The organism is Halomonas sp. (assembly GCF_031581305.1).
Classification (GTDB): domain Bacteria; phylum Pseudomonadota; class Gammaproteobacteria; order Pseudomonadales; family Halomonadaceae; genus Halomonas.
Genome location: NZ_JAVLBC010000282.1, coordinates 1 through 2,957, shown reverse-complemented (window position 1 = coordinate 2,957; position 2,957 = coordinate 1). Strand labels below are relative to the sequence as shown.

Below are 2,957 nucleotides of genomic sequence, written 5' to 3'. Positions count from 1 at the left end.
GCCAGGCGGGCATCGAGCAGCCGAGCCAGGTCAGCGTAGAGCGTCTTGCCGTGCTCGTCGGTGATCTCGCCTACCAGCTCGGTGGCACGCTGTCGGGCCTGCTCGTTCAGGTTGTCCTGACCGGTGAGGTCAAGCAATTGCTGGTAGCGCATGGAGGCGGCCTCGGCCTTGCTCGCTTGATAGTCCTGCCAGGCGTTCCAGCCGAACACGCCGGCCCCGGCGATGACCACGCCGGCGATCAGCGAGGTACCGTTCTCCTTCCACCAGCGCTTGATGGCCTCAAGCTGTTCTTCCTCGGTTCTCAGCTCCGCCACGGGCGGTCTCCTCTGATGCAGGTGTCCGTCAGGCGAAGGATTCGCCTTCCAGCAGGGATGTCAGGGTCTCGGCGAGCGCTGCCTGGGGGAGGCGCTGCTGCTCGCGCTCCTCGCGCAGGAACTTCAGGGTCACGCTGCCCTCGGCCAGCTCGTCCTCGCCGAGCAGCAGCGCCAGACGGGCGCCGCTGCGGTCAGCCTTCTTCATGCGGCTCTTGAAGCTGCCACCGCCGCAGTGCATCTGCAGGCGCAGCTCGGGGAGAGCCTCTCGCAGGTGTTCCCCGAGCAGCAGGGCGACGGGGGTGGCCGCCTCGCCCATGGGCAGCAGGTAGAGGTCCAGCGCATCGTGGACGGTGTCGGGTACCAGCGCCAGGGTCTCGAGCAGCAGTACCAGCCGTTCGATGCCCATGGCGAAGCCCACCGCCGGGGTTGGCTTACCGCCGAGCTGTTCCACCAGGCCGTCGTAGCGGCCGCCGGCGCACACCGTACCCTGACTGCCGAGTGCCGTGGTGGTCCACTCGAAAACGGTGCGGCCGTAGTAGTCCAGGCCGCGCACCAGCCGGGGGTTGATCACGTAGTTGATGCCGGCGGTGTCGAGCAATGCGCAGAGCTGTTCGAAGTGTGCGCGGGAAGCATCGTCCAGGTGGTCCATCAGCCTCGGTGCGGCGTCGAGCATCTCGGCCATGTCGGGATTCTTGGAGTCGAGGATGCGCATCGGGTTGCTGGACAGACGCCGGCGGGAGTCCTCGTCGAGCAGGGCATGATGCTGCTCGAAGTAGGCCACCAGGGTGTCGCGGTAGGCGGCACGCGCCTCGGAGGAGCCCAGGGAGTTGAGCTCCAGGGTGACGTGCTCGTACAGGCCCAACGCCTTCCACAGGCGGGCCGAGAGCAGGATCGTTTCGGCATCGATGTCCGGCCCCTCGAGGCCGAAGGCCTCCACGCCGACCTGGTGGAACTGGCGGTAGCGGCCCTTCTGGGGGCGCTCGTGGCGAAACATCGGGCCCTGGTACCACAGGCGCTGGGTCTGGTTGTGCAGCAGGCCGTGCTCCATGGCGGCGCGCACGCAGCTTGCCGTGCCCTCGGGGCGCAGGGTCAGGCTGTCGCCGTTGCGGTCGTCGAAGGTATACATCTCCTTCTCGACGATGTCGGTCACCTCGCCGATGGAGCGCTTGAACAGCGCGGTCTGCTCGACGATGGGTGTGCGAATCTCGGCATAGCCATAGCGCTTCATCAGCGCCTGGACCTGGCCCTCGACGTACTGCCAAAGCACGGACTGTTCCGGCAGCAGGTCGTTCATGCCGCGGATGGCCTGGATCTTCTTCGTGCTCGGTGCTTTGTGACTCGCTTGGGTCGTGCTCAATGCTTGCTCCTTGTCTGCTCGCCGGACGCCGCCCAGGGGGTCAGGCGTCACGGGCGATGACATCCTGTTCGGCCTGTTGCTTTTCGCGGACCTTGTCGCGGATCAGCCGCTCCAGGTCGTCCACCAGGTGGTCGTTGCGCAGCTTGCTCGCCGGCTTGCCGTCGAGGTAGACGAGGTTGGCGGGGCTGCCGCCGGTGAGGCCGATATCGCTCTCCTTCGCCTCTCCCGGGCCGTTGACCACGCAGCCGATCACCGAGACGTCCAGCGGCGTCATGACGTCCTCCAGGCGCTCCTCGAGGGCATTCATGGTGGCGATGACGTCGAAATTCTGGCGCGAGCAGCTCGGGCAGGCGATGAAGTTGATGCCCTTGCTGCGCAGGCGCAGGCTCTTGAGCATGTCGTAGCCGACCTTGATCTCCTCGACCGGGTCGGCGGCCAGCGAGACGCGGAGGGTGTCGCCGATGCCGTCCATCAGCAGCATGCCCAGCCCGATGGAGGACTTGACGGTCCCCGAGCGCAGCCCGCCGGCCTCGGTGATGCCAAGGTGCAGTGGCTGCTCGATGCGTGTGGCCAGGTCGCGGTAAGCGGCCACGGCCATGAAGACATCCGAGGCCTTGACGCTGACCTTGAAGTCGGGGAAGTCGAGGCGATCCAGGTGGTCGATATGGCGCATGGCCGACTCGACCAGGGCCGCCGGGGTGGGCTCGCCGTACTTCTTCTGCAGGTCCTTCTCCAGCGAGCCGGCGTTGACGCCGATGCGGATGGGGATGCCGTTGTCGCGGGCGGCCGAGACGACAGCGCGTACGCGCTCCTCCTTGCCGATGTTGCCGGGGTTGATGCGCAGGCAGTCGACGCCGAGTTCGGCGACGCGCAGGGCGATCTTGTAATCGAAGTGGATATCGGCGACCAGCGGGACCTCGACCTCGCGCTTGATGCGCCCGAAGGCCTCGGCGGCGTCCATGTCGGGGACCGAGACGCGCACGATGTCGGCGCCGGCGGCCTCGAGCTGGCGGATCTGCGCCACGGTGGCGGCCACGTCCAGGGTGTCGGTGTTGGTCATGCTCTGGACGGAGATGGGGGCATCGCCCCCGACCGGCACCTTGCCGACGTGGATCTGGCGCGACTTGCGGCGAACGATGGGGGATTGTGCGTGCATGGTGACGGACTCATTCTCCCAGGGTGAAGCGGGCGACGTTGTTGGCCCCGGCGCGAGCCGCGAGGTCCACGGACTCGCCGTCCCAGAGCAGTTCGACGCCGGTGGCGTTGCCCACGGTCAGGCGGAACGG

At 67.2% G+C, this 2,957-nt stretch carries 4 protein-coding genes; all 4 read right to left on the bottom strand.

The window, feature by feature from the left end:
• A partial coding sequence (locus RI841_RS15745; protein ID WP_310706575.1) for a tetratricopeptide repeat protein occupies window positions 1–314 on the bottom strand: 314 nt, incomplete at its 3' end.
• Between the two features lie 28 nt (window positions 315–342).
• On the bottom strand, window positions 343–1,671 hold the full coding sequence (gene hisS, locus RI841_RS15740) for a histidine--tRNA ligase (protein ID WP_310706574.1): 1,329 nt from the start codon (window positions 1,669–1,671) through the stop codon (window positions 343–345).
• A 40-nt stretch (window positions 1,672–1,711) separates the two neighbouring features.
• On the bottom strand, window positions 1,712–2,827 hold the full coding sequence (gene ispG / locus RI841_RS15735) for a flavodoxin-dependent (E)-4-hydroxy-3-methylbut-2-enyl-diphosphate synthase (RefSeq protein ID WP_310706573.1): 1,116 nt from the start codon (window positions 2,825–2,827) through the stop codon (window positions 1,712–1,714).
• Between the two features lie 10 nt (window positions 2,828–2,837).
• The coding region (locus tag RI841_RS15730; protein WP_310706576.1) for a RodZ domain-containing protein at window positions 2,838–2,957 on the bottom strand (120 nt) is incomplete at its 5' end.

Bases quoted from the DNA above. Each gene is read 5' to 3' on its own strand.
- ispG (WP_310706573.1), bottom strand. From the start codon at position 2,827: ATGCACGCACAATCCCCCATCGTTCGCCGCAAGTCGCGCCAGATCCAC.